A 26,896-nucleotide genomic window follows, 5' to 3' on the forward strand; every position below is an offset into this window, starting at 1 on the left:
GCACCCCTATGTCAACTCGCCGTGCTGCGATTCAATTCACGATTGATGCGATCCTTGACCCGACGAACCGCAAGAAGCTCCAACCTCGTTCGGGTTCGGCCACCGATCGTCTTGCCATCGAGTTGGAAACTATAGCGCCACTCGCCCGGCAATACTTCTCGAATGCTGAATTGCACACCTCTATGCTGCATAAATAGTTTCAATCCCGATACACAATGGCCCCCCAGCGCCGTCGTCGTCGAGCTCCAGATTGATCTATGATTCCCTGAAAGCGTTGACCTCCCGATACCGAAGTGAGCCGCCGATCCATAGGACCGGCGGCCAAGTCAAGGGAGGAAACGCCCGTTAGGGCAGCGGTAGGAGAGTATACCGCTTAGGCACCGCCAATCTCCCGGCGGATCTCGCAAAACAAATTTGCAATTTGGCTAAAGGATGATCCTGATTCACCGAATGAAGGTGATGCGAAGAGGTCTACGCGTGCTGGCTTCAAGTAATTCAATTCAGCCTGTAGCAAAAGAAAAAGTTGCGTACGCGGCGTACCAACTGAGCTCTTCTTTTCGGTTACACCTTCAACAGGTCGAAGCTGTTTCGTCGTTTTACAGGGCTAGATTCGAAAGGCGCGCAGCCTGCCATTCGTTCTTGCGGAGTAGGCGCCACTTGCGCGATAAACTCTCCGGCTTCACGCTCGGAAGCTCTCTGCTAAGCGCAAGAAATTCATAAGTAGCGCGTCGCCTTGATCGGTAAGTACTGACTCCGGGTGGAACTGCAGGCCATGGGTTGGGTGATGGCGATGGGACAGAGCCATGATTTCACCTTCATTTGAACGGGCTGTCACCACGAGAGGCGAGGCGTCCGACTCACCGAGTTCAATCGCCAGAGAATGGTAGCGTCCAACAGAAAGTGGAGACGGGAGCTCTTTGAATAATCCTCGGCCATCGTGAGCTATGTCGGAAGCCCGGCCGTGCATCGGACAACGGGCGCGCGCAACCCGGCCGCCAAAAACGCTCCCAATACACTGGTGCCCGAGACAGATGCCGAGAATAGGGATGCGGCCCGAAAGTTCGCGGACAACCGCTGTGGATATCCCGGCCTCCATTGGTGTGCAGGGGCCGGGGGAGATGACGATCGCCCGTGCCCTGAACGCAACAAGATCGATGCAGCGGATCGCGTCATTCCGGACAACTTCCGTTTTTGCGCCAAGCTTGCGGAAGTAGCGCGCAATATTGAAAACGAAGGAGTCGTAATTGTCGATGATGAAGATCAAAATACACCGGACGGATCGGCATTAAAGGCATCGAACAGTCGCTCGGCCTTGGCAAGCGTCTCTTCATATTCGGCTTCCGGATCCGACATCGCCGTTATTCCGCCTCCTGCATGGAACACAGCCTGGTCGTCGTCAATCATCACGGTGCGGATCGCAATGTTGGTATCCATCTGTCCATTGAATCCGATGAAGCCAATCGCCCCGCAATAGACCTCTCGTGCCACTTTCTCAATGTCCGCAATGATTTGCATTGCTCGCACTTTCGGAGCTCCGGTCACGGAGCCGCCTGGAAAGCAGGCGCGAAGTAGACTGGCGGCGTCTTGATCTGCAGCAAGTGCGCCCCTGACGACCGAGACCAGGTGGTGCACTGAAGCATAGGATTCGAGGTTGCACAGTGCTGCAACCTCGACCGAATTGTCTGTACAAACGCGTGACAGATCGTTGCGCAACAGGTCGACGATCATGATGTTCTCGGCGCGGTCCTTTTCGGATGCAAGGAGGATTTCGGCGCGGCGCCGATCTTCCTCTGGATCCACGAAGCGCGCGATTGTTCCCTTGATGGGGCGAGTTTCGACCTGTCGTCCGTCAAGTCTTAGAAATCGCTCGGGAGAGCTCGATGCAATCGTCATCTTGTCGTAGCGCAAGAGGGCAGCGAATGGTGCCGGGTTCGATAACCGCAGCTGGCAATAGAAGGTGAGGGGATCGAACAGGGGCGATACCTTGGCGCTGAAGCGTTGTGCGATGTTCGCTTGGAATATATCCCCGGCCAGAATCAACTCGACGACGCGCTGGACCGCCGCGATGAAGCCTTCTCGGCCAAAGTTCGAATGCCATGCGCCCGCCGTGCTGGGAATCGTGAGCGGCGGCAACCTTGGCCTGGCTAGCAGCGCCGCAAACTCGTCGGCGCGACAGCGCGCACGCTCAATTCGCCGAGCGGAGTCCTGCTCCGGCCATCCGGTTGAGACGATCCAGCACTTGCGGTCCCGGTGATCGAAGCTGATCACCACGTCATAGAAATTTAGTACCGCTTGAGGCAATTGCAGACCGACAATCAACGGCCGCGGCAGTCGCTCCAGCGTTCGGTTCAGATCGTAACCAAGGAAGCCGGCAGCGCCGCCCTGGAACGGCGGGAGATCGGGGCGATGCGCCTCTCGATATCTGGCTAGAAGGTTGCGGAGGACGACCCATGGATCACCTGCAACGATCTTTCCGTTCCAACTAGCCTGTCCATCCGACACAAAATATGTGCTGAACGGCTCGCAGGCCAGATAGGAGTAGCGCCCAAGCACCTCATGCTCTGCCGCACTATCGAGAAAGGTAAGGTGCGGCCGCTGCGCAAAGCATCGCAACGCCTTGACTGGATCAATCCACGGCATCTCCAGGACGTGCATGAGGTTATCTGTTACCGAAGGGCAGCACGTTGTGAAGCCCGCACTAAAGGTGATGCCGTCCTGAAAATGAGCAGTTTTGTCCCGTCGGCGGCGCGCTTAGACTACTCATCGGGTTATCCGCGGCCAGGTGGTCGCCTGGGCCGTGCTATCTGGCCTACCCCTGACGTCCCGGCGAAATGCACATCTGTTGATGGCTCGTAGTCAGCGGCAAGCCGCAGCTCCCGAAGCGGTCGTACGCGCCGGATCGCTTCCCGATACAAATCGTGCGATTTGTATGCAGCCAGATCGCTCTCGCTGTCGAACTCACCATACACAACGACGTCGATATCGTTGCCGAGTTGATCGCTCTTGCGGTTGAGCGCAATCTCGAGCCGGCGCGCATAAGGTATTGAGGTGAGTATCGACAGACCTTCGACGATCTGGTCGATACCGGCCTCATCCTTGGCTGTGAAGAAGACGATGTGACGAATCATGATGATCGATAAGCGTGACGCAGTAGCCTCGGGGCGTTCCTATATCGAGATCAAGCCCCACGCAATGCTGTGAAGGCGACAGAAAGTTTGCCTTGGCGTCGCGCCCCGTCTTCTTTTGGGCGCAGGCGAGTAGTTCCGGGGATCACCGCGGCAGTTGATTCGGGGAACCAGCGAGCCGGCTCGGCCTCTTCATGGGACAGTCGTTGCGCAGAAGCTGAGAACGAGCAACAAATCCCTTCGTTGAGCCCGTGCGAACTTGTAAATGTCAGGGCCATGCAGCACGTCTTCGCTATTAAAGCAGGCGAACTCAGCCATTTTCGTGCGGGACGTCTGTCCGAATCGTACTGTTCTGCGTCTGTGAGGACACATCCTGCCTGACGTGGATGTCTTGGTGCGATCCGGACAATATTTGCGGGCCGATAGCAATCTTAACCTGACACAACACAGAAAGCTCAACTCTGGGAAGAGGCGGTGCTACGCGCGACAAATTTCGAAGCTCAACCTCTGTCATACGGGGAGGCCCCTTTTGGCCCAGCGCGATGGCCCTAACACCTGGCCGGTGTGCGAATTGGCGGAGGCGAGGTGTAAGGCGACTGACCCACCTGTGCTTCATTGGGATCGGATCACCGTACCGCGATTGCGGGCTCTCGGAACGTCACAAACGACAGGCGGCCTTCTCGACTGGCCATATTTTTGAGTTTCACCGACGCTGAATGTCATGGGGAGGAGACGTGAGGACCATACTGGATATTCTGGGCAAAGGGATAAGAGGTCAGGCTCGATGAGCCCGCAGCGGATTGTGGTGGCGGGTACGGGCGCCGGGGTTGGAAAGACGGTTTTCTGCGCAGGGCTCGTTAATCTCCTCGGTGCGAAGTTTTGGAAACCGATTGAGGCTCGCCTAGAAGGAGAGACCGATACTGAGCGCGTCGCTCGGCTCGGTGGTCTTTCAGCCGAACGAATCTTGCCAGAGCGTTATCGCCTGCAGGCGGCCGTTTCGTCCGACCGTTTCTCAGAGGTCGACGAGGTTCGCATCGACACGGATTCGCTCGACGTGCCGGCCTCCGGTGAGCAGCCGCTGGTGATCGAGGGGACCGGCGGACTGATGGAGCCGCTGAACTGCGGCACCCTTTACATTGACATCTTCGAGCGTTGGCGGCTCCCTGTTGTGCTGTGCGCTAGCACGGCGCTCGGGACGACCAATTCCGCACTCCTATCCATAGAGGCTCTCCGAAGACGTCAGATCGATGTGCTCGGAATTGCCTTTGTTGGGGAAAAGAATCCGGATGCTCTGCGAGCAATTTGCGAGGTTGGCCGGGTGCGTTGGTTAGGGAGACTGCCCTGGATTTCTCCTCTGTCGGCAGAGACGCTGCAAGCTGCGTTCGCGGCTTCCTTCCGCCGCGATGATTTCATGCCACGACGCTAAGAGGAAGTCGTCGCTCTGGCGTCTGCACGCGACGCTCTTTCAAGTCGAGGTGACAAGGGGACGCAAGGCCGAGGTCGGCGCAGCTACCGGCAGCTGCGCCAAACGCGAGGCCGCGAAGCCGGGTCGGCTGCACCATGTTGGCTCATCGGACGAAGGATCCCTATCGCTCGAATACGAACGTTTATGATGCAAGTGCCACCGTTGCGCAGAACGCGAGCGATACAAGAGTCTGCCTGCCGATGGCCTCGATCACGGTATGCTGGCAGAATGAACCTTTCTGGCTGCCTTTGCGTGAATAATGTAGGCGAGCCGATTTGAGTTCAGGACCAAGAAATCGCCATCTTCGGTGCTGTCGTCGTCGCAAACCACCAACGAACCGACTGGCCTTAACGCCTAAACCTTCCCCATTTGCGGTCACTCAGCCGCTGTGTGCGCAAACTGATTTGATGAGGCCAAAAGAAGCTTTTCCGGCCGCGCCGCTGCATCTGGAGCGTACAGGATAGAAGTCCGGCTCTCGTCGGACTCCATCTTGAACGATCATTTCGGTTGATGGTCTGCGTAAACAAGCAATCGCCATCGGATCGATCCTTGCGCCGCTGAGTGCGCATGATGTCCTTGTGGGGGCAAGACGTGTCCTGCTGCAATGCCGATCTCTCGATGACAGCCCATACATCGATAGATTCCGGCGTAGGGAGCTGCGACTCCGGGGCCGTGATCTTGGTCAAAAGCCTCGCTGTTAGATTGCTCTAGATAGCTTCCGTATTTGTAGTTCGCCATTCTTCTTTCTCAAATCGTTGATTTGTGTCGCCAGATGGGCACGCATCCGCGTGCGCAGTTCTGTACGAAACGGACAAAAACTGTAACGCCAGTCAAAGTGCGTAATTACAGCTCAACGCTTCAACGCCGCGGTGAAACTAAACATGTGACGCAGTTGGCTTCGCACGTTTTTGCAATTGCGACGCAGTTTTTGTGCGCCTCGCCTGGTCCTTCAAATTATAGCCTGCTGGGGAGCAAGAAATCTACTTAAACGCCGTCTCGATCAGATTGGCCAGTCGGGCGGCGGCAAGCGCCGCCCGGGCGCGCGCGACGTTTTTGGCGCTCGTCTCGTAGTCGCGCGTCAGAAGCACGGGATTCTTTCCAGTGCTTATCGGCGGAGCGTAGGCGTATTGCTTGGCCAGCTCGGCGCTTTCCTGAGCCCAGACGGCGGGGTCTTCGATCTGGGCCTCGGACGAGTTGATGCCGACGCTCGACAGCCCGTCCTTGTCGTCGACGTCGAAGATGGCGCCGTAGGGCGAGGAGTAACCGCCGAAGATCGCGTCCCAGTAGGCGTGCAGGGCCATGCTGGATCCGCTCGCCGGGATGACGGATTCCGCATTGCCGCCGCTGTCCCCGTTGGGGATCTGCTGCGCGTAGCGGGCGGCAGCGTGCAGCGGCTGATGGGCGTCGCCGACGAGATGGAGGATCCAGACGAGATCATACGAGCGCACATCGTCGGAGGCGCCCGAGGATGCCGGCAGCGCAGCGATCATCAGCTTGAGCTGCGTGACGAAGTCGACCGGGGCCGCGGCGGGCAGGGGCGTGCCGTCGGGTGTGAAGTCGATGTCCTTGAAGTGCCAGTAGGCATGTTGGTTGTGATCTGAATAGCCGATGTTCTGGCCGGCCGTTGGGCTGGTGACGGCGTCGCGAATATAGCCGTACTCCTTGGTCTTGATGTCGTCGGCCCAAGTCGCGGCGTGGACGAAAGCGTACATCTTCGCCGTCTTGTCGTCGGCGACGCCGGAGGTCCATTTCTCGTAATCCTTGTTGAGCTTCAGCAAGGCGTCGGCCTTGTCGCGGACAGGATCGGAGAGGCGCTTGTACGCCAGATAAGCGATCTGCATGTGCCCCTCGTCCCACCACGCGTGGGCTGGGGATGCCGCGATGCCGAGAGCCAATAGCAGAAAGCCGATCAAAACCATGCGGCGCATAGGTGGGTCTCCACTTTGTTGACGCCTGAGGTTGCATCAACTCCGTTCAGTTTAGCAGAGCTCTGTGACGTGATGGATGCAGGTCATGGAGAAAAGCGCTCCGCAACCTCGACTATCTGACGCACCGCCCGTCGTCCGATCGGCGATCCAGGTAACGCTTGCAGGTCAGTAACGCTTGCGACGTCAGTCAACTACCTAATTCAGTAGTTGATGGAGAAGAGGGACCAATGGCAATCGTCGTCAAGAATTAAGTTCGAAACTCGGCCGCGAATGGAGAAAACCCTGCTACGTACCCTTATCCACCTGGCCGCTCCGGCGTCCGCCGAACGTCAAGGTTCTCCCGATGCTGTTCCGATCTACTCTAGCGGCGGCTTCTACGCCGTCTCGTGTGGCAGAGACCCCGGTATGAGCGCCGGGATATGATCGTCGCTCCATTCCATCGAACGCAGAGGGTCACCGGCTCACGCGCCAACGGCAGGTCGGGCGCCTGGCCGAGGCTCACAATCTCTTTGAGGGGATCGGCTAGCCTTCGGCCATCGGCAGCCCTTGCGGCACATACACCTTCTGCTGGCACAAAGCGCCTTTGCGACGAGTCCGGTCGGGACAGACCTTGAGCTCTCCGTTCGGCGGACACCATCAATATACAACTGGACGAGAATGCAAGCCATGATGACGGGTGAATCCATCGTAATCTTGGGTGGCGGGTCAGCAGGATGGATGACTGCTTCCTATCTCAAGAAGGCCTTGAGGGGCGTCGATATCGTACTCATAGAGTCTGCCAATGTTGGAACTATTGGGGTAGGCGAAGCCAGCTTCAGCACACTCAAATTGTTCTTTGATTATCTTGGCATTGATGAAGCGGAATGGATGCCCCAATGTAACGCTACTTATAAGCTCGCGATCAAATTCAATAATTGGACTGCCGGTGGCGGCTCTTTTTATCATCCGTTTCAACGCTATGACGTCATAGACGGAAACAATCTCGGTGAATGGTGGTTGCACCTAAAGCCTAACGATGCGGCATTCGATTCCGTCTGCTTTAGCACCCCCTCCCTGTGTGAGAACAACAGGTCTCCAAAATATCTGGACGGCACAGTCTTCGATCACAACGTAAAAGCCACGTTCGATCCCGCGAACAAGACCCGGCCAAATGCTTTCCTGTCCAACCACCGGGCGCAGTACCCTTATGGATATCACTTTGAAGCCAATCTTCTCGCGAGCTTTCTCAAGAAGTACGCGACGGAGATTGGCGTTCGCTGTATCGAAGACGACGTCGACGACGTGCTTCTGTCGATAGATGGGTCGATCGATTGTCTTAGGACGCGCAGAAACGGCGCGGTGAAAGGATCGCTTTACGTAGATTGTACCGGTTTTCGCGGTTTGCTCATTAATCAAGCGCTCCAGGAACCGTTCGTTTCCTTCCAGGACGTCTTGCTGAACGATCGCGCGGTCGCGTTGCAGGTTCCTTATCCTGCCGACAGATCCGACATCGAGCCCTTTACCTCTGCCACTACGCTACCGTCTGGTTGGGTCTGGAACATTCCGCTCTATACCCGTGTAGGGACCGGCTACGTCTATTGCAGTCAGTTCATCTCTTCCGAACAAGCCGAATCTGCGCTTCGCGCACACATAGGTCCACGCGCAAGAGATTGCGTCGCGAATCACATCAAGATGCGAATCGGCCGTTGCCGTAATTCTTGGGTCAAGAACTGCGTCGCTATTGGTTTGTCCTCCGGTTTCGTCGAGCCACTAGAGTCGACCGGGATCTTCTTCATTCAGCTCGGCATTGAGGAACTCCTGCGCCATTATGCAGGTGTCGCGACGGAGCCGGAAGTTGTAGCCGACTACAATAGAGTCATGGCCGATTGCATCGACGCGGTGCGCGACTTTCTTGTCCTTCACTATCGCGCCTCCGATAGGGCCGACACGCCGTTTTGGCGGGCAACGAAGGAAATCCCTGTGCCTCCATCCATGGACCAACGTCTTCAGCTTTGGAAGAAGCGGCTTCCGAACGAAAGGAGCATCAACCCGTGCTACCACGGCTTCGAATTCTACTCTTACTCCGTAATGCTGCTTGGGTTGAACTATTGGCCCCTCTGCAGCCTACCTACTCTGCGGCACGCTGACGCAAGTGCTGCCCTCGCGGTATTTCAAGAAGTAGAACATCGCACGCGCGAGCTCGTCAGCAGATTGCCCGGCCATCTGGAATATCTTCAGCATCTTCGACGAACGAGGAACCCTTCTGCAATGGCAGAACAAAGCGGTGAGACCGCCGCGTGAGCCAATGCGCGCATATGGTTGCCTAGAGAGCCTAACAAGACGTGGCTGAAGGAGTTCCGCGACAGGTCTCAACGGCGCAAAGCATATACGTCGGGCAGTGTGATCTTCGCGGACATTCGGATCTCCGTCAGAATGCAGCTGCTTTTTTACAAATTGCTAGAGCATTTTCCGATCACGTTGCGTCGTAACCAGCCGCGACGAGATAATTTTGACATTCCTCGGGTGAGAAGCGTTTGAGAGCGTCGGCGATTGCTTGCCAGAGATCGGGCATGGTGCGCGCTGCCGCGGCCCGCAACAGCGCCTTCAATGTGAGCGTCACGAGAGGATCACCGGTTCCCGGGCTTGACCTGCGCGGAATGCTCTGGATAGCGCGGTCGGGATGATTGACGCCGCCGGCGCACGATGATGGGTTGATCCCGGTTCGGAGTGGGCGACGGGGATCAGAATGACCAGCGAGTCGCAGCTGCGCGAGAAGCTTCGGAAGATCGAGGCGTTGTTCGTGGGTGCCGGAACTGCTGGCGAGCGCCTTGCAGCGGAAGCCGCACTGCAGCGGGTGCGGGCCCGGGTCGAGGAACTTGCTCGCCACGATCCACCGATCGAACAGCAATTCTCACTTCCCGACCAGTGGTCTCGGCACCTGTTTCTGGCACTTTGCCGCCGATATGGGCTGCGGCCGTTTCGTTATCGCCGGCAGCGACGCAACACGGTGATGGTCCGTGCGTCACGGGGCTTCGTTGATCGAGTCCTGCTGCCGGAGTTCACAGAGCTTGAGGGTGCGCTACAAGTGTATCTGCACGAGGTGACGCTGCGCGTGATCCGCGAAGAGATTTACGACGACGCCAGCGATGCGCAGGAAGTTCCCGACGCCTTGCCGTCGAACTGATCAAGCGGCGAGCTTTGCCTCGGAACCGTCGCGCGCGGCTTTCCAATGCCACGGCAACAGCGTGTTCAGCTGATTGATCTTGGTGCGTCCGGAGACGATGCGCTCGAGAACGTCAGTAAGATAGTGCCGCGGGTCGATGTCGTGAAGTTTTGCCGTGTTGATGAGCGACGCGAGAATGGCCCACGTCTCGGCCCCGCCTTCACTACCGGCGAACAGATAGTTTTTCTTTCCCAACCCGATCGGCTTGATGCTGCGCTCGACCGTATTGCTGTCAATCTCGATGCGCCCATCATCGATGAATCGCGTCAGGCCTTCCCAATGGTTGAGGGTGTAGCGGATTGCCTTGCCAAGGCCGGATTTCTTCGAGACTTCCAGCAGTCGCGCTTCGAGCCAGGGCTTGAAGTCCTCGATCAGCGGTCTGGTGTCGGATTGTCGCACCGCAGCTCGCTGCGTCGCCGGCAAACCGCGAATGCGATCCTCAACGGCGTAGAACATCGCGATCCGCTGCAGCGCTTCCGCGGCAATCGGCGACTTCGTCGCGACGTGAACGTCCCAGAACTTCCGCCGCGCATGCGCGAAGCAGAACGCCAGCTGCATCAGACGGCTGCCGCTCTTGATCAAGCCCTTGTAGGCGGCATAGCCATCAACCTGCAGGATGCCGCGATAGTCCCCGAACAGCCGCTTGGCGCGGATCGCCTTGCGATCCTCGGCGAACACGTAGACCACCGCCGGCGGCGCCGGGCCGCCCCATGGGCGGTCATCGGTGGCGATCGCCCAGAACTGGCAGATTTTGGTTCTGCCACGGCCGGGATCGAGAACTGGCAGCGGCGTCTCGTCGGCAAACAGCCGCGGATAGGACATCACCGCGTGGTGCAACAGCGCGTGAAGCGGCTTCAGCCACCAGGCGACGCGGCCCATCCACGAGGCCAGTGTTTGCCGGTCGAGCGTGATGCCTTGGGCGGCAAACATCTGTTCCTGGCGATACAGCGGCAGCTGGTAGCCGTATTTCATCACCGCGACGTGGGCCAGCAAGGCTTCCGTCACCATTCCACCGTCGATCGCCTGGGCCGACGCGGGTGCCTGTACCACACCCTGGCGGCAGCGCCGGCAGCCGTACCGCGGACGCACGATGCGCTTGATCCGGTACTGCATCGGAATGACGTCGAAGGCTTCCTTGACGGTCTCCCCGATCTTGTGCAGCTGCTCGCCGCAGCAGGGGCAGCTGTGGCTCTCGATATCGATCACGACATCGATGCGCGGCAAATGCTCCGGAAGCTTCCCGCGGTTGCGTCGCGCCGGTCGCTTTCCACGGCCCTCCGCTCCGTCAGGCAGCCTGCCTCCGGCCACATCGTCGTTGGCAGCGGCACGAGCCGCCTGTGCGCTGATGGTGAAGAGAGACAGCTGTCCGATATCCAGTGTCTCGGAGCGCGGACCGAAGATCATGCGCTTGTACTGGGACAGGATCATCAGGAGCTTGTCGTTCTCCTGGATCGCAGCGTCGCGGTGAGCGATCGCTGCATCACGCTCGGTCGCCAGTGTGCTGCATTCCTCCGACAACGCCGCAAGCCGTGACGATAGCGCCATCACGGTTTGTCGGAGCAATGCTGGATCGGAAGGCAAATCACTCATGCAGAGTAATTCTACAACAACTCCGCATGAGTGACGAACGCCTCTTGATAATGATCAACCAGCTCGTACCGGCTGATCCACAGGTCGCATCGGCACACGCTTCCAGTCCGAGCCATCGAGCAGCACCGAGAGCTGAGCATGAGATAGCGACATGACGCCTTCCTTGATCGGCGGCCAGGTGAACTGCCCCTCGATTCTTTTGTAGTAAAGGACAAGGCCGCTTCCATCCCAGGTCAGGATCTTCACGCGATCTCGGCGCTTGGAGCGGAAGACATAAAGTCCGCCGTCGAACGGATCGGCTCCAAAGGCCTCGCTCACCAGCATCGCCAGCGAGTCCATGCCGCGGCGGAAATCGACCGGCTGCGTCGCAATCCAGATCGACAACCCAGCTCGAAGCCCGATCATCGACCAACCGTCCCGACCGCCGCCAGCACCTCGCACAGTGCCTGCCGGTCGACTGTCCCCCTAACACGGATGCGAACCGCGCCGACCTCGATCTCGATCGTCGCCTGCTCCTCACTCGGGCCGCTACGGCCGGTGATCGCGACCGGCACAAAGCCAACTGGCATGCCTCTGTCCCCGTGCTCCGCGACCTGCGACCGCGTGGCCTGGCGACGCCACAGGAACAACAAGCTTGGACTGATGTCGTGTCGCCGAGCCACCGCGGACACGCTTGCACCCGGCGCAAAACTCTCCGCGACAATCGTCGCCTTTGCATCGGTCGACCAGCGCCGACGCCGGCCCGTCCCGGTGATGATCTCGACACGCTGCAGCGTGTCAGCGCCGTGTTCGAGGATAGGTATATGCCTATCCTTATCGCTATCCTTACGACTATCCTTGGACATTGTGACCTCGCGACAAACCATTCCGCGAGATCTTCCTAGCCGACCAGATCAACCCTCAGTGCGTGGTCTCTGCATGACGCTCACCCTTCAATTTAGAGAAGGCCATTTCGATGGGGTTGAAGTCTGGACTGTAGGGCGGAAGATAGAGCAGGCTTGCTCCGACCGCCTGGATGGCCTCCCGAACGCCATGGACCTTGTGAGCGGGCAAGTTGTCCATGATAACGGTGTCGCCCGGCCGCAGCGATGGGGCGAGCAATTGCTCGACGTAGGCCAGGAAAGCGTCGCCATCCATTGGACCGTCCAGAACAAGCGGCGCGATCAGACCGTCGGAGCGCAATCCAGCGGTGAATGTCGTCGTCTTCCAATGTCCGTGTGGGATAGCTGCACGACATCGCTCGCCGCGTGGCGAGCGCCCGTAAAGCCGCGCCATTTTGGTGTTGGCGCTGGTTTCGTCGATGAAGACGAGACGCTCAGGGTCAAGATCGATTTGCCCTTCGAACCACTCCTCACGCGCGGCATTTATATCGCCGCGCCGTTGCTCGGCGGCGTGCGCTGTCTTTTTTTAAGTGTGATCTTTCTGCGCTGGAAAAAACGCCAGAGCGACGCGATGCCAGTCGATATTCCACGACGCTTCAACAGTTCTCGTAACTCGGCGAGCGTGATATCCGGCTTCGCTGTCACCGCCTCCAAAATCAATTGCGAATGCGCTTCGATGCGCTGCGATTTGCGGTCACCGCCCTGGCGTTTAGGAACGATGTCGCCAACTTCCTTGAGGCGACCGCGCCAGCGGATCGCGCTTGCCGCGCTGACACCAAAGCGCTCAGCAGCCTGTCGACAGGACATGCCACCGTCTATCGCGGCTACCACCCTTTGGCGAAGATCAACCGAAAGCGCCCTGGCCATACATGCTGACCTCCCTCGCCAGCATGCAGCTTGAATCTGACTCGCGCCGTTTTGGGAATCCCCACCCGATTCATTCCGGTCGGAAAATGCTCTAGTTCGGCCGGTTCACTGGTAGTGACAGATAGGATCTTTCGATAGCCGTCGCCTCGTGGCTTGCATCCGGATCTGACACGATCTTCAGAGGAAATTGACCGGCCGGCCTCGCGAATTCCATCGCAAGGTTCCCGCCTGCTTTAGCGACCAACGCCTTCAGGCGATCGAACTCGCCGCACCAGATCGTTTCCATGTCGCGGTCACGATTCGCATCGCGAGCTTCGGCCGAACTGCCGATACCGACGGCTCGGACCTGGAGGAGATCAGATCTCGATCCGCCCAACAGCTCTACCCCGTAGCCAGCATTGGCCGCCTTACGCAGGACGATGTGGCCGTTTTGGACCCAGGCGGTCGCCATTCCCTCCGATACCTCGTATCCCAGGCTGGCAAGACCTTCGAGCACCGCACGCCTGCGTTCCTCGGCGGCCATCGCCTTGAATTCTTCCTCGATGAGAAGGTCTGCACGCTTGACGAGTTCTTGCCCGTTGCTGCTAGCTGGCGAGGTGAGGGTCTGGTCGATTTCGCTCAGCAGCAAGGCCGCCTGCGGTGACTTCATCACAGAAAGTTCGGCGCGTCGCGCACGAAGCTCGTCTGCTAGTTTCGTACGGGCGCGGCCATCCTTCACGGCCGCTGCCAGGTCCAGCAAAAGGCTATCCGCGACAAGCGATCTTCTCGCCGGCGGCTCTGCTTCCAGGAGCGCGACACGGTCTGCGAACAGGGAAGAATCGATGCCAAGGCCGCGCAACTCGCCCAGGACCGCACCGACGCGCGCCAAAGCGGGATCCTCCATCTCCTCAGGTTGTCGAGAAATCCATTCTTGCAACGTATCACGACGTTCGCCGGCGCCAAGCTGACTGGCAAGCTCGCGTTGGCGGTCTGTCGCGGTATCCGGCGCCGCCTGAGAAGGCAGCAGCAACAACGCTCTTGCCATAGCCGCTTCCAGGCGCTCGGAAGATGCACTCGAGCCACTGAGCTCGCTTCGAATGTCGGCGGGAATCTCGACTTTCAGAGCCTGCAGCCTCTGCAGCAGCGCCTCGGCTGCCGCTCTCGAGCGTCTCAAATCACGCTTCGAGCGCGCCGCTATTTCAGCAGCTCTTTCGACGCGGCGCTCGGAGTCCACCTGAAGGAAGCCGATCTCAGCTGCGACCTGCTTCTGTAGTTCGACGAAACGATCGGCCTCGAGCAGGCGGCGAAGCTCGTCTCGCCGGGCTATGACCTTTTCGATATCGCTCTGCTCAATCGTCCCGTTGCGTCTACCGGCGGAGGTCCAGCTTTCGACCGCTGCGTCGAGCCGCGCCAGGTTGCGACGACAGATGGCGATGATCTCGGCCCGGGTGACGATCCTGAATGCTTTGGGCCCGCTCATTGTAATCCTCCCCCACGGAGCGCGTATTCTACAGCGTTCTTGAGCCGCAGGCGTTCGGCGTCTCCGGCATGAGTCCAAGCGTATGACGAAACTCTGTGAACGTATGGGACGGCCCTCCCTAATACCTTCGGACGCCAGATCTCGCGAGCACGCGCTCTTTGAAGCAATCGATGTCGGGGCGCGTCGCATTCGACGCCGATCGCGTAGAGGCCGGTCCGGGGATCGGTTACGGCGAAATCAAGGCTGAATGCGCCGCCATCGCGAGCCCGGCTGGCCTTGTAGCCATTCGCCTCCAGGAAGGCTTCGACGGATCTGGTGAAGCCGTCGTCCTCATGATGTCCGGCTTCGTTGTGGGGACGCTGTTGGGTGACCATCCGCTCCAACAGAGTCCTGCCGGAGTCTGCAAGGCCGTCGGATACCGTCCTGGCATATTCAAGGTAGCCTTGCAGATAGTCGCGCGGCACCCTGGGACCGCTCCGTCTCGTCAGCAGGTCCGATATCTCAGCCGTCGGCATGGATGTGGCGATGACCACCTTTTCTCTTGCGCGCGTCACCGCGACGTTCAGGCGGCGCTCGCCGCCAGCGTGTCCGAGCGCGCCGAAGCTCTTGCGGAAGACACCGTGCTCATTGCGGCCAAAGGTCGTAGAGAAAACGATGATGTCACGCTCATCGCCTTGTACGTTCTCGACGTTTTTGACGAAAAAGCCCATATCCTCGCCATGCTCCATACGTTCGCGCTCGCGCATCAGTGCCTCACGGAATGCTGCATCGTTTTCGGCGCGGTCTTCCAGAGCATCCTCTATGGCGTCGGCCTGCTTGCGGTTGAACGTGACGACACCGACCGACGGCGGCGATGAATCCTCCCAAAGCTCGGATAGGTATGCCACGACATCGCTGGCTTCCTTTTGGTTCGTCTGGGCCTTGTAAGTGCCGTCCGAGCGCACCACTTCGATTGGTTTGAGTCTGCGGATTGTTTCTTCGGGATGGCGAACGGGGACGCTAAGACCGTTGCTGTAGAACGAGGCGTTCGAGAATGAAATCAGTTCCCGATACTTCGAACGATAGTGCACCTGCAAAGTACGGGTGCGGAGTGCGGAGCGGGCGAGTTGGAGGAGGTCGGGACAATCCTTGATCTCTCGGCGGTTCCATGTCTCTGCGAAGGCCTCGCGCTCCTCCTCGCTCGCTCCTTCTTCTGGTTCTTCACCGTCGAATATCGCCGCTTCATCGTTCTCGACCTTGCTCGCAAAGAATGAGGTCGGCGGCATCTGCTTTTCGTCGCCGCTGACGACAACGAGCCTGCTTCGGAATAGAGAGGGCAAGGCATATTCAACGGGCATCTGCGAAGCCTCGTCAAAGATGACAGTATCGAACAGTCCGGCGCGAGGTTGCAGCACGCGGCTGGCGACATCGGGTGTCATGAGCCAGACGGGGCGGAGCGCGAACAGACCGAGCGGAGCGGCGCGATCGATGAATTCGCGCAATCTGAGTGCTCTCGGGCCGCGCAGCTTGGTAATCGCATCCCACTCGGCCGTCGGACGCACTTTGCTAGCGTCGATACCCTGGACGAGAAGATCCCTATTGTATTGCCGGATCTGCGTGTCGGCTTCCGCAAGCGATTTGACCTTGGCTTCGACCTCATCGCCATCGAACAACACGTCAGGACTCGTACCCTCCATGCCCGCCTTCCATGCCAAATGCGCCTCGCGGCGTATGGTGGCGCGAACGCAGCCGTCGAGATCTTCGGAAGCCAGTTTCGACAGCTCGGACTCCGTGGACCTGAGTGTTGCGAAGATGGCCCGCTCCTTGTCACTAAGCCGCGAAGATCGAAGTCGATATTCCTGGTAACTGCTTAGCATCGGCAGAGCCTGCACGATCTGGTCAACGGCATTCGTATTGGAGCGACCATTCTCGATCGCCGAGCGTCTCAATCCGAGCCACAGTTCGTCGAAATAGGTCCTGAGCCGGTCCAATGCGGCGCGGCTCTCCTCTCTCATGTCATGCCTTTTGAGCGCGAGACCAGCCCGCTCAAAGAACGATCCGAGCTCTTCGGTGTTTCCGGCCGAGAGCGCCTTATCGAGCTCGAGCCGGCTCGGGCACCGATCGATGAGCGAATTGTGGCCCCCCAGACCATTGAGGAACGAGCCAAGGCGCTCGGCGAAATCGGCAAGCTTACCGGGCGACAGATCCAGATTGGGGGCTCGCCCGAACAGGGTCGTGAAATAGTGATCGAGTTCGTGCCTCGGCTGGCGCATGGCCAATTCGAGCTCGACCGCATAATACAGTGAGCTGATAGCGTCGTTATCCTGCGGGAGTTGCAACGACGCAAGAAACTGGCGTACACGACGCGTTCGCAGCCAATGTAGCGGGTTGATCCATTGTAGGGCACTTGCCGGTAGGCGAACCTGGCCCGCGAGCTCTCCAGCGGAGCGCAGCTCATCCTCATTCAAGGCGATCAGCTTGGAGCAAAAGTTCGGCTTGTAGGCTGGGCCATTGAGCGATGAGAAGATTTCCTTAATCGCCGATAGGCCCTCGAGAATACGCGTAGCTTCCGATGCCCCATCCTCGACCTTGCGAAACAGCGGCCGCAATCGAGCGAGATTTGCGCACACCGAATCGCTGATCGAACGGAGCTCGCCCGCTTCGACAAGCCAGGACCTAAATTCCGCCGCATCCGATATTGTCAGGCAGTTCGACGTCTCAGCATCGGCCTGTTCGCGCCGGGCGTCCGCTTGCAAAAATGCTTGCAGAAGCGAGGCGAGTGCAGCCGCGGTTCCTCGGTCGGGATTGAACGGCTTGAGGGCGGACAGGGGATTGTCTTCGAATTTCGATGACAGCCAGAACTTCGCGAGCGGACCGCAATTCTCCTCGATCGTTGCCACGTCTGCGGGATGTAGATCCGACAGCAAAGGCCGGAGTTCAGGAGCCTCGATCGGCTTGGCTCTGCCTTCTTCGATCGCGAGCAGTTCGCCGAGCAGCGCTCGATAGGACAATCCGGTCCGATCATCGATGGAATGGAGCGCGATTTGCCGACGGTCCAGCTCCATCTCGAGCGTCTCGATGCGCGCCGCGAGGCGCTCTCGCTCTCGCTTCCAGGCCGGAGACCCTCCGGGGGGCAGATTGTGCAACGCCTGGACCTGCGAACGGACTGCACCCACGATCGCCTCGCGGTCGCGATTGGCGTCGGTGATCATGACGAAGCGATCGCTCAGGCGCTCCTTGTCCAAACGCTTGCGCACGACTTCGAGAGCGGCTTGCTTCTGACAGATTACAAGGAGTGATTTTCCCGTGCCTATAGCGTCTGCGACCATATTGACGATGGTTTGGCTCTTGCCAGTTCCGGGAGGTCCTTCGATGACCAGTCCCGGGGCCTGACGCGCTTCCAAGACGGCCGCCTCCTGCGAAGGATCGCTGTCGGCCGTGAAGTATCGCTCGACCTCCTTCACTTGCGGCGATGCAGAAGGCTCCGCCTGCTGTTCGTTCAGACGGAGCGCGGCCTCGAGCGCTGTCGCCGTCGGAGGTAGGCCCCGGAGGGTCTCGAGATCCTTCATGACGGCCTGACCCATGAAGGCCAGATGGAAGAGCACGGCTGCAGGTACCAATTGGCGTTCCTGCGCTGTGACCTCGACGTCCTTGCCCGGAAGCGCCGTCAATTCGTTGCCGACTGGCTGGGCCAATCGGCTGAAGGCGTCCATCACCGCCTGGACGGACAAGCTTGCATGGGTAAGAAGCTCGTTGGCCGCTTCTTGCCAACGTCTCGCCTCCGGGATGCCAACCATTCCTTCGAGAGCCGGATTGACGAGAACGTGCTCGATCTCCGTGTCTGGGTTTCTCTCACGTCCGTATCCCAACGTGACATGACCGCGATTTCCGACCTCGGGACTGACGCGCACCGGCCACAGCAGCACCGGCGCAATCCGCGGTCTCGCGTTCGGCCGATGATCGCGCATGATCAGGAATGGAAATCCCAGATACAGGCCATCGATGCCGGTATCGCGCTTGTAGAGCAGCGCGTGGGAGTGCAACGAGCGCAATCGTCGCTCAAGGCCGTCATCATCGGCAAAAGCCGCTGGATCGAGGTTCACGGTCCGGTTCGTGCGGCCAAGCAGCTGATCGAGAATCTCGCCCGCCGGCACCCTGGACGTATCGAGTTCGGTGAGATCGATCCTGGCCGATTTGCCAATCAGCATCCGCGTCAGCGGCCCGCGCAATACTCCGCCCGAAATCCGCTTGGCGAAAAAGTCCAAGATCGTCGAGACGTAGCCTTGCTTTGGAAGCGGCTTCCACGTCTCGGAGGGCACACAGAGAAGGGCGAGCGCGCGCCCAAGAGGCATCCGTCTGTCCAGGCGGAACTGGTCCGCCCACTCGTCGACTTCCTTGATGCCGCATCTGGCAAAGTTCTGTATGCGCTCGTCGATCGCCTGATAGATCTCGCGACGTGGCCGGCCAAGGAGGGTCGTCGTTTCCTCGGCGGAAAAGTCGCTAAGACCGGCCGCCGACGCTTCCTTTTCGGCTTCTTCGATGACCTCGGCAACCGAGCGGAACTGGTTCGAGGTCGCGCTGAGCAGGATGAGGAGATCTTCTTCCGCCGAAATGCGGCGCTCAGTGAGCGCGGCCACGCCGGCGTGATCGGTGTCGGGGAAAAGCTTTCGCCGTTCTTCCCACAGCGCGGCCAGGCGGGCCATAGAGGTCGACAGAAGGTGGACGCGCAGAGCATCTTCGTCGACCGCGATTTCCAGCTGGTCCAACCGCTTTCGAACCATGTCGGAGCGGACCTTCAGGCGCCAGAGCCAATCGTCCGGATCAATTTTCCGGAGCAGATCGGGTGCCGGGCCGGTGATCAGACTGTAGCCGTCGCCCGGGTGATCGAGCAGCCAACCCGGCGTGACGATATTACCTCTGACGATCAGAGGCATCGACGGGTTGAGCGTCTTAAGAGAGATGGAAAGCTTCAAATCCTCCTGAAGATCTTCGGTGCGCAGGATTTGCCGAAGGTCCGCCGCTATCGCCGCTTCGAAGCCGGCTTCGGCAGCCCAACTTGCAACCCCGCCTCTGAGGACGAGGGCCTTGGCTTGGTCCCAGTTCGCAGCTTCAGCCGCTGCCAATGCGAACGTGTTTGCAGATCGATATTGCTTGCCACCCAGCGAAATCGAGGCGTGGCCTTCTGTGTCGCCCGCTCGGTCGGCCGCTGGAGCTGAGATGGTCTCTCCGCGCAGCCACGCCTGAATTTCCTTCCACTGCCAGCGCTGGCGCCTGTCACGGGCCAACAAGCCGCGAAGCAAGGTGTTGATCCGCTCATCCAGACGTTCGGGCAGGTGTACGCCGTTGGTCAAAACGTGGATCAGAAAGGCCTGCTCGTTGATACCTTCGAAACACGCGCCTTGGGTGATCTTTTCCAGCAAGATCATCCCCATGCTCCACCAGTCGGAAGCCGGCGCGACGCCGCCGGCTATCGCCTCGGGCGCCATATAGCGGGTGGTTTCGAGCGGAGACACGATATCGAGATCGAATTCGGAGAGCCGTGCCGATCCGAAGCCACTGATGACGAGGTCAAGCGGGTCCCTTGAGCGCACGAAGATGACGGAAGGGCGGAGATCCCTGTGTCGCAATCCAGCTTCAGTGAGGGCGTGAACGGCCTGCGCTAGCTCGCCGACCAGCTTCGCTACGGCAGCCGGATCCGCGGGATCGACGGCGAGATCCGTCAGCGTGCCGCCCTTAAATTCCTCCGCGACCTCATAGGCGCGCTCTTGCCAGCGACCGGTGGCGAAGAATTCCGGGACGTGATCTCGAGGGAGCTTTAAGAGCAAATCATAGATCGCTTGATCCGGCTCCGCGCCTATAGCGTAAAGCGTGAGTATTCCCCGTTGACCGTCCGAGTCGCGCGTGGCGACGAAGCGTTCGCGGACTGCGCTGGATGAGGCGATCCGATCCTGCAGGCGCCAGCCGTCCACGATCGTTTCGCCCTCGGGCGCGAGTTCCGGCCCTGGCATGGGTTCCGCCGGTGAGGGCGCTTCTTGCCTTTCGATGATCGGCTCGCCGCAGACGCTGCAGATCAGGTCGCCGGGAGAGCCCTGATGACCGTTTCGGCAGATCGGAATGCTCGCAGAGGGATTTACAGGTGGATTCGGCTTCGGTCTCGTCGCACTACGCGGCGTGATATCGACCGTCGAGAGGTCCCAGCCGCAGGTTTGGCCATTCAACGTGCCTTCGCAGAAGATCTCGGTGACGGGACGTTCGGTGGTGCAGTTCGGACAAAGTCTGATCATCATTAAATTCTAAAGAGAGGGGAAACGGGTATCTTCCGAAATTCCAAGCGTCGATCCGCTGCCTTCGAGAATATGTTGCAGGCGCCGGAAGTCGCCGCGCGCGGGAATGCCCGCAAGCCAGACGTCTCCGTTATCGTCGAACATCACGTCGAGCGCGCGATCTTTTTCGCCGATGGGGCGGTCGAAGCTCTCGAACCGAGCGCGGCCCAAGGGCGTCAATAGATGGAGCTCCTGATTGTCGCTGCCACGAAGCGCCATGGTCTGCGCCTCTTCGATATTGAACGGTCCGGAAACGATCGCGTCGATGAGCGATGGTGAAGCCGCGAGCGCATCGCAGATCGTGGGCCAAGAATACCCGGTAAAGACCAGGATATCCGCGTCCGTTCGACTTCGCAGGCCTGCCAAAAGATCGAACAAGGCCTCGCGCTGGTCGAAAGGCTCTCCGCCCGAAATCGTGATGCCGTCGGCCATCGAAAGCCATGGGGAAACCGCCTCGACGACCTCGTCTACGGCCGTCGTTCCGCGTCCGTGCACCCAAGTGTCCATGGAGATGCACCCTGGGCAGCGGATCGAACAGCCTTGAAACCAGATCCCGATCCGTTGGCCGGGCCCCAAGGTCGTGACCGGGAAATGGATGCGCGACAGATTGACCATCCTTTTCATGGGGACGGCTCGCTTACGAGCTCGATCGTCGTCGATGGACCAGGGCGGACGCTTTCGATCCTGTATCTGCGTCCGGCTCCTGCTCCGTTATCGAATAGAGCCCGCGAGAGCGGGTTGATGAGGTGAGATTCCACCTGGTTGCGGATGCCTCGGCCGCCGTTCGAAAGATCAGCCAGGCACAAGCCGCGAAGAGGCTCACGGGCAGCGCCACTCAAAGTCACGTCATAGCCCAGCGAATTGACGTCCTTGAGCAAATTGTCGACCATCTGATCGAATATCTCGTTTGCGACCTCGGGACGGATGAAGTCGAAAACGATGACGTTCTCTCCGATGCGGTTCAATATCTCGGGCCGGTTGAGGACCTGTTTGAAGTGCCTTTCGATCTCGCCTCGGACCTTGCTGCGCACCGCTTCGAACGTCTCGTCGGGCGTGACGTTGGCAATTCTCTCGCCGGTCGGTCCCGGTACGTAGATGCCTAAATTAGACGTGAAGACAATGAATGCTTCTGAAAAATAGACGCGATCGCCTCGTCCGGAGGTGAGGACGCCGTCATCGAGGACCTGGAGGAATTTGTCGAGAATCCTCGGATGAGCCTTCTCGATCTCGTCGAACAGGACGACGCTGAAGGGCTTTTCACGGATCGCGTTCGTGAGCTCGCCTCCGACGTCATATCCGATATAGCCGGGCGGTGCGCCGATCAGCCGCTGATCGGAGTGCTCGGCGCTAAACTCCGACATATCGAACCGGATATATGCAGATTCATCGCCGAACAGCAGGCTCGTGATCGTTTTCGCCAGTTCCGTCTTGCCGACGCCGGTGGGCCCAGCAAGGAAGACTACGCCTCTTGGTCGGCCGCCCCGCGGCGATTGGCCGATCCCGGTCACCGCGCGCTTGACGATATCAAGCATATGCGTGACTGCGTGAGACTGTCCCTTGACGCGTCGCCTGACGAATTCTTCGCCCGAGCTGATCTTATCGCGGCTGATCTTGCGCCATGGATCCTCGGTCACGCCCACTTTGAAGCGCCGGACGGCATCGCCGATCCGATCGAACTGGACGCCTTCGCTGCGGGCGAGCTGCGCGACCGCGCTCACGTCCAGTAACAGAAGGCCTTCCGTCTCGTCCACGAATGCTTGAGTGCACTTCTCTAATTCCGATTGTTCCGCGTCCTGCGCACCCGGAAGACCGCGGACAAGAGAGCGGATCATGCTTTTTCTCGCAAGATGATCCGGTCGTCCGATAGGGATGTGTCTGATCTTTGGGTTTCCGATCAGGAACCAGTCGGGCAGATCGCCCTCCTTGTCGACGATCCAGACCACCGTATTGAAGAAGGGCAGGCGCTTGTCGCCCGCCGGACGCGCGCGCGCCGCATGAGAGAGGATCAGCGCCCGGGAGAAAAGCTGGTGCTCGGCAGGTGATAAGGCGTCGTTTCGGGCGACCAGTCTGGAGGCAAAGTCGACGATCAGGGCCGAGGGTTGTCCTTCAGCGGTGACGTGCCGCTCAAGCGTCGTCGACAGAAGGTCGATCCCGCCTGCCGCAGCGCCACCCGTCGGCATCAGACCCAATCGCGTGAGGCAGCTTCCGTCCCCCGGCTCGATATCCCTAAACCCGTTCAGAACATCGAACCATGCGATCTGGGCGTAACCAGCTGCCTTCAAGACGTCCGGCAAGACCCTGGATAAGGGCGTTGCGGTCACCTCGCCCGGAACGATTTCGTGCATCTGAAGGTCGCGGGTATTGCCCGAGAGCACGAATTGGCTGCGCAGAGGCAGAAAGCGCCGCAAATCGCGGAGCCATCTGGCTCTTTCCATCGAATTGTCGTGCACCGGAAAAGCCCCCTTTACGCGTATCGCGCGATTATACGGCATCTCACTCGCCGATTTCGAGAGTAATTCCCAAGAGTCCATAGGGAATTGGGATAAGCCGGTAAGAGGAAATAGGCAGAGCGGCCGAGATCCCGCGGCTCGTAAATGGGGAGCATCGAAGCGGAGCATTCGTCAGATGCCGGCGATTTGGCCAAGTGATTTAAACATCTATACTCGGCAAAACGCGATTTAAATGTCGTTGCTGCCGACCTCGAAGATCATTCAAGGAGATCTGGCTCCATTCGATGCGCGCTGACTGCTGTGAGGCAGCATCGCTGGCGACGGCGAACGACCGATCGGTGGGAGCTGAGGACACAGATTTTCGGCCCAAGATGCAGGTTTCGCAGGCATCGGCTCGATCGCGAACTGATCGCACCTGTCGATCATCTTGAAGTCACCTAGCGCGCGCAAATGACCGAACCGGCTATGGCTCCGCGGCGGAAAGAATTCGCGACGGCAGGCAGCACATCGTTACCCTCAGAAGAGATGAGGGACGCGCTGCGGTACGGCTGAGGAGATGCGCCCGACGGTCCAGCGCGTCCAAGTTCGTTTCGACCTGACCTTGAAATACGCTTAAGGGATCTTCAGGCGTTCATGAACAGCAAAAAGAAGCGCGCTCCGGCACGCAAGAGGTGTGGCTACTTTGGCATGTGACTACTTTGGCATTCTTCCATCGAACGGAACGTATTCGAGGCGGCTCGAACCAAACCTCCGACATTGTCTCACAGATTAAGAACGAAAGAAATGTAGGTCGGCTTTCGATCGAACCTGATTGATACGGCTTCACGCAAGAGCGCGAGCTGCAAATCGCTCGGCGCTCCAGGTGACAGCAGAAAATGTTTCTGGGACGGCCTTGATCGCCTCTTTCAAAGCCTCGTTGATTGCTGTGATCAGTTCGAGATCGTGTGCTTCCGACAAGCTATGAGCGTTACGGCGGCAGACGTTCGGGTTCGAATGCCCAAAGTCTTGCAGTCTGGAAAGCAATTCATCTCGCTTTTGCGCGGTTCGGATGTCGCTTCCCTTTACATTATTCCATTTCCGATAGGTGAACTCGTCCGCAACACTTCGTGGACGGCAGGCGAGCATCGACGCCTTTCGATGCTCCTATAGTTTGAGCCACTGCGACTTCAACGCGGACAGCAAGGACAGTCAGGGCGTAACGACGGCGGCGGGCATGCTTGCTGCCATCAAGGAGGACCTCAAGCACACGTCCTCAAGTCAGCCGCGGCTGCTGTTTCATGTCGTCGAGACGACCGCCAAGGCGCTGCCCGACGTATTGGATGGCTCGTCCACGCAGGACATGTATTCGTCGACTTTGCGCAGAGCGTATGAAGTTGGACAGCAACGGCATCTGATCCAAGTGGTGTTAGTCTATCCTCGCCGCTGCCTGGTTTTGTAGCTCGTCGTCTGTCGCACGCGCTGCTTCGTCGAGGTTGTAGGTGAGTGACACATCTAGCCAGCGTCCGGTCCGTACGGAAATAATTTCGAGCTGAGTAATATCGGACCTGCGATGCCGCTCCAACAATTCGCCGCGGTGTGCTACAACTTAAAGGTATATTTTGAAGGATTGCTGGCGGCTCCAAGTGTTGTCAATAACGTCGCGTGTGACAATGTCCTGCGCCGAATTTTTCCGACCAAAGGAGACTGTCCTTGCTTAGCCTTTCGAGACCAGGTCCGCACAGAGTCTGAGCAATGCTGCGGCTGAGCTTGAAGGAATTCGCCTGGATAGGAAGGGGTCTCATTGACGCGCCGGCAGAAGTTCAAAGTCAATAGAGCGGCCTGCCGAGCGGAGGAGACGGATTTGAGCGTTTCAACTCGTCTGCGGGAATTCTCGCAGCTGTTTGTTCTTCCAGTGATATTGATCCCCGCTTGGCTTGCGTTTGTTGCGGGTTTTTCCTTCGTCGGATTGTTGCCGTTGGGGGTATTGATCGTCTCGGCTATCTCCGTGTTTGCGATCCGCTCGGTCTGCCGAAGGCACAGCGGCAACGCGATTCTCGCCGAGGTCGGTTCGAAACTCACCACTTACTGCGTGGTCACCGGCGCCGTTTCGACATGTTTCCTGTTGCTGCAGATCGGATTCTACCTTTTCCTGACGGAGTTCTCACCGCGGCTGAGCACCGTTCTTGCTTGGTACAATAGCCTCGAGGCTGGACACATCATTGAACGCGTTGAATCCTTCGCTCTGAAGGCGCGCCTTGCGATCATACTCGTTCTTGGTTTCAACCTGCTCTTCTTCCCGCTTCTCTCCTCAAGGGTGGCTCGACTTTCGAAGATGGCATCGAAGGGCATAGACGTCGTCGGCGCCTTCTTCGTCGCGGTCCTGCTGTTCTCCTTCTACGGTTCTGCGCCTAGCGGCTTGAACGCCCTGCGGGTCGAACTTCGGTCAGCTCACGATGCTATCGACAATTCATACAAACGAGCCGTTGTCCGCGTGTCCATACAGTTCGCGAAGGTCATGCTGGATAGGGCGACCCAGCAGGACGACCATCTTTTCCGGACTTCGCCGCCGCCCGGGGATTGGGGTGGGCCGCGACCCGCAGGCGCTCCCGCGGGACCACGCCCGCCGGCCCCGCCTGCCGGTTCGGGTATCTGGGACGCCGAACTCAAGGCCAGGGTCCTGAATTCCGATGAGCGGCTGAACGAGCGCATAGCGGTAAGAACGGCCGTGAACGCAGCCAAGTTCGAGGGGCACGTTCAGTCGGGCGACATGCTGAACGTGCCGCCGGCGGCAAGTTCGTCCAAGTTGGCCGAGCTCGGATCCGCTCTTGAGGCACCTCGGGGGCGGCAACGCGGAATGGCCCCTCCAGAGGACGACCTCAAACGACCACGCGACGGCTCATCGCGGCAGCGTGCGATCCGAGAGTTGCTCTCGACTGCACTCGACGCCGCGAAGGTCCCCGAGGTCATCGAACCAGCAATATCGGAGCTAGTGAAAGAAACTGTCTCCGGCAAGGTGATCGACGAAATATTGAAGGCGATGAGCGACGATTTCCTGACTGACGGCATAAGAGCGGCCGCGGTCGAATTCGTCGACGACTTCCTCAAGGGGGTGGTGTCGTCGTCGGACGCCAGGTCCGAGCTCGTAAGAAGATCGTCGGCTTTGCTCGATACGAAATTGGGTGCGTCTTTGAAAAGTTCCCTGAGTCGGATCCAAGGATACGGATCGATGCTGTTTGACCGTTTCCAAAGTCTACGCGGAGGAAGGAGCGATCCGGTGATTTCCCCGCTGGAGGATGGCATGATCGCGGAGGCCAAGTCGAAGGCGTCCAGCCTTTCCGATGCCGGCGGAAGGAGCAGGATTGGCTCCGATCTCATCGAAAGGTCGAGGTTCGAAACCTCGAAGATCATCGATATTCTTTCGGTGCAAGCGAGGACCGACGATTTAGCCGCGAGGTCGCTGCTAAATGTCGGATCGAACATTTCGGATGTGGAATCCAAAGCCAGGCAGTTGGGCGAACTCGTAAGACTGGCGCAACACCATGGCTACAGGACGGAGGTCGGAGTTTGCATCGTGACAATCAGGGGCGTCGTCGTAGCAACGTTCATCTCAACTCGACAGGAGTGCGAGGGTGCGAGACGATAAACTCG

At 59.0% G+C, this 26,896-nt stretch carries 18 protein-coding genes and 3 pseudogenes; 6 read left to right on the forward strand and 15 right to left on the reverse strand.

What is annotated here, in order from left to right; all coding sequences use genetic code 11:
- The first annotated feature begins 8 nt into the window (after positions 1 to 8).
- Entirely contained in the window at positions 9 to 197 is a 189-nt protein-coding gene (locus ACE10X_RS10330) for a hypothetical protein (RefSeq protein ID WP_304498901.1), read from the forward strand.
- 482 nt (positions 198 to 679) lie between these two features.
- Here the strand turns inward: ACE10X_RS10330 and ACE10X_RS10335 are convergent, their stop codons facing one another.
- The 3 genes from ACE10X_RS10335 to ACE10X_RS10345 all read right to left on the reverse strand — a co-directional run bounded on the left by ACE10X_RS10335 (position 680) and on the right by ACE10X_RS10345 (position 3,128).
- On the reverse strand, positions 680 to 1,264 hold the full coding sequence (locus ACE10X_RS10335; protein ID WP_375764174.1) for an anthranilate synthase component II: 585 nt from the start codon (positions 1,262 to 1,264) through the stop codon (positions 680 to 682).
- Complete coding sequence (gene pabB, locus ACE10X_RS10340; protein WP_375764175.1) at positions 1,261 to 2,655, reverse strand: aminodeoxychorismate synthase component I; 1,395 nt, start codon at positions 2,653 to 2,655, stop codon at positions 1,261 to 1,263. Before pabB ends, ACE10X_RS10335 begins: the two co-directional genes overlap by 4 nt.
- A 113-nt stretch (positions 2,656 to 2,768) precedes the next feature.
- Positions 2,769 to 3,128 carry a Dabb family protein gene (locus ACE10X_RS10345; protein ID WP_209946049.1) on the reverse strand — a complete coding sequence of 120 codons (360 nt, stop codon included), beginning with the start codon at positions 3,126 to 3,128 and terminating at the stop codon, positions 2,769 to 2,771.
- Positions 3,129 to 3,909: 781 nt separating this feature from the next.
- Here ACE10X_RS10345 and ACE10X_RS10350 point away from each other — a divergent pair.
- Entirely contained in the window at positions 3,910 to 4,551 is a 642-nt protein-coding gene (locus ACE10X_RS10350) for a dethiobiotin synthase (protein WP_209946047.1), read from the forward strand.
- Between the two features lie 1,019 nt (positions 4,552 to 5,570).
- On the opposite strand, the gene ACE10X_RS10355 is transcribed toward ACE10X_RS10350, so the two are convergent.
- Entirely contained in the window at positions 5,571 to 6,518 is a 948-nt protein-coding gene (locus ACE10X_RS10355; RefSeq protein WP_304498904.1) for a S1/P1 nuclease, read from the reverse strand.
- Positions 6,519 to 7,184: 666 nt separating this feature from the next.
- Here ACE10X_RS10355 and ACE10X_RS10360 point away from each other — a divergent pair.
- Positions 7,185 to 8,798 carry a tryptophan halogenase family protein gene (locus ACE10X_RS10360; protein ID WP_304498905.1) on the forward strand — a complete coding sequence of 538 codons (1,614 nt, stop codon included), beginning with the start codon at positions 7,185 to 7,187 and terminating at the stop codon, positions 8,796 to 8,798.
- A 172-nt stretch (positions 8,799 to 8,970) separates the two neighbouring features.
- On the opposite strand, the pseudogene ACE10X_RS10365 reads toward ACE10X_RS10360, so the two are convergent.
- Positions 8,971 to 9,105, reverse strand: a pseudogene (locus ACE10X_RS10365) (IS630 family transposase); the annotation flags it as partial.
- A gap of 138 nt (positions 9,106 to 9,243) precedes the next feature.
- On the opposite strand from ACE10X_RS10365, the gene ACE10X_RS10370 reads away from it, so the two are divergent.
- Entirely contained in the window at positions 9,244 to 9,681 is a 438-nt protein-coding gene (locus ACE10X_RS10370) for a hypothetical protein (RefSeq protein WP_018268855.1), read from the forward strand.
- Here ACE10X_RS10370 and ACE10X_RS10375 read toward each other — a convergent pair whose 3' ends face one another.
- The 10 genes and pseudogenes from ACE10X_RS10375 to ACE10X_RS10420 form a co-directional block, all read right to left on the reverse strand.
- Positions 9,682 to 11,265: an IS66 family transposase gene (locus ACE10X_RS10375; protein WP_018268856.1), complete on the reverse strand. Its 1,584-nt coding sequence runs from the start codon at positions 11,263 to 11,265 to the stop codon at positions 9,682 to 9,684.
- Positions 11,266 to 11,364: 99 nt separating this feature from the next.
- Positions 11,365 to 11,715, reverse strand: coding sequence for an IS66 family insertion sequence element accessory protein TnpB (tnpB, locus tag ACE10X_RS10380; RefSeq protein ID WP_026191835.1), 351 nt, complete (start codon positions 11,713 to 11,715; stop codon positions 11,365 to 11,367).
- Positions 11,712 to 11,879, reverse strand: coding sequence for a hypothetical protein (locus ACE10X_RS10385; protein WP_244436053.1), 168 nt, complete (start codon positions 11,877 to 11,879; stop codon positions 11,712 to 11,714). The genes tnpB and ACE10X_RS10385 overlap by 4 nt, the downstream gene beginning before the upstream one ends.
- A 93-nt stretch (positions 11,880 to 11,972) precedes the next feature.
- Positions 11,973 to 12,176 (reverse strand): annotated as a pseudogene (locus tag ACE10X_RS10390) (hypothetical protein); the annotation flags it as partial.
- Positions 12,177 to 12,240: 64 nt separating this feature from the next.
- Positions 12,241 to 13,058: pseudogene (locus ACE10X_RS10395) on the reverse strand (IS630 family transposase); the annotation flags it as partial.
- A 91-nt stretch (positions 13,059 to 13,149) separates the two neighbouring features.
- A complete protein-coding gene (locus ACE10X_RS10400; RefSeq protein ID WP_375764176.1) occupies positions 13,150 to 14,517 on the reverse strand; it encodes a hypothetical protein in 1,368 nt (455 codons plus the stop codon).
- Positions 14,514 to 20,783 carry an AAA domain-containing protein gene (locus tag ACE10X_RS10405; protein ID WP_304498908.1) on the reverse strand — a complete coding sequence of 2,090 codons (6,270 nt, stop codon included), beginning with the start codon at positions 20,781 to 20,783 and terminating at the stop codon, positions 14,514 to 14,516. Before ACE10X_RS10405 ends, ACE10X_RS10400 begins: the two co-directional genes overlap by 4 nt.
- A gap of 6 nt (positions 20,784 to 20,789) precedes the next feature.
- The gene (locus ACE10X_RS10410) at positions 20,790 to 21,443 is read right to left on the reverse strand and encodes a 4Fe-4S single cluster domain-containing protein (protein WP_209910139.1); all 654 of its coding nucleotides are present in this window, start codon (positions 21,441 to 21,443) and stop codon (positions 20,790 to 20,792) included.
- Positions 21,440 to 23,311, reverse strand: coding sequence for an AAA family ATPase (locus tag ACE10X_RS10415; protein ID WP_304498909.1), 1,872 nt, complete (start codon positions 23,309 to 23,311; stop codon positions 21,440 to 21,442). Before ACE10X_RS10415 ends, ACE10X_RS10410 begins: the two co-directional genes overlap by 4 nt.
- 780 nt (positions 23,312 to 24,091) lie before the next feature.
- Positions 24,092 to 24,394, reverse strand: a complete 303-nt coding sequence (locus ACE10X_RS10420; protein ID WP_168857689.1) for a hypothetical protein — start codon at positions 24,392 to 24,394, stop codon at positions 24,092 to 24,094.
- A gap of 88 nt (positions 24,395 to 24,482) precedes the next feature.
- On the opposite strand from ACE10X_RS10420, the gene ACE10X_RS10425 reads away from it, so the two are divergent.
- Both ACE10X_RS10425 and ACE10X_RS10430 read left to right on the forward strand, forming a co-directional pair.
- Positions 24,483 to 24,707: a hypothetical protein gene (locus ACE10X_RS10425; protein WP_253592525.1), complete on the forward strand. Its 225-nt coding sequence runs from the start codon at positions 24,483 to 24,485 to the stop codon at positions 24,705 to 24,707.
- 402 nt (positions 24,708 to 25,109) lie between these two features.
- Positions 25,110 to 26,891, forward strand: coding sequence for a hypothetical protein (locus ACE10X_RS10430; protein ID WP_168857687.1), 1,782 nt, complete (start codon positions 25,110 to 25,112; stop codon positions 26,889 to 26,891).
- Positions 26,892 to 26,896: the final 5 nt, after the last annotated feature.

Source organism: Bradyrhizobium sp. Pha-3 (genome assembly GCF_042258325.1).
Taxonomy (GTDB): Bacteria; Pseudomonadota; Alphaproteobacteria; order Rhizobiales; family Xanthobacteraceae; genus Bradyrhizobium; species Bradyrhizobium elkanii.